This window comes from Vibrio sp. 10N.222.49.C9 (assembly GCF_041474985.1).
Classification (GTDB): domain Bacteria; phylum Pseudomonadota; class Gammaproteobacteria; order Enterobacterales; family Vibrionaceae; genus Vibrio; species Vibrio crassostreae_C.
Genome location: NZ_JBFRVD010000811.1, coordinates 1 through 317, shown reverse-complemented (window position 1 = coordinate 317; position 317 = coordinate 1). Strand labels below are relative to the sequence as shown.

Here is a 317-nt window from a genome sequence, read left to right as displayed (position 1 = left end):
ATCCTGATTCGCTACAACAAATCGTAGGCAGCGCAGAAGCAAGCTCAATCTTTGCTCTGCAGAGTGTGCGTGGCAAGGTGACGCAATTGGCGTCTAATGAGACCTTCTATCAGCAACCCGATCGTCTGCAGATTGAACTTGATCGCTTACGTAAGGTGACACCAGAGTCTATTTATAAGGTATATCAAGAGTTTATCGACAATAAGCACAAGGTGACCTTATCGGTAGTCCCTCGCGGTAAACTCGATCTAGCGGCCAAGACAGCGACCTTTGAAACGCCGCCAAGAACACTGCCGGAACACCAGAAGATCGAAGAG

General features: G+C 48.6%; 1 pseudogene. It reads left to right on the top strand.

Going from position 1 to position 317, the window contains the following annotated elements:
- Positions 1-317: pseudogene (locus AB4585_RS25725) on the top strand (insulinase family protein); the annotation flags it as partial.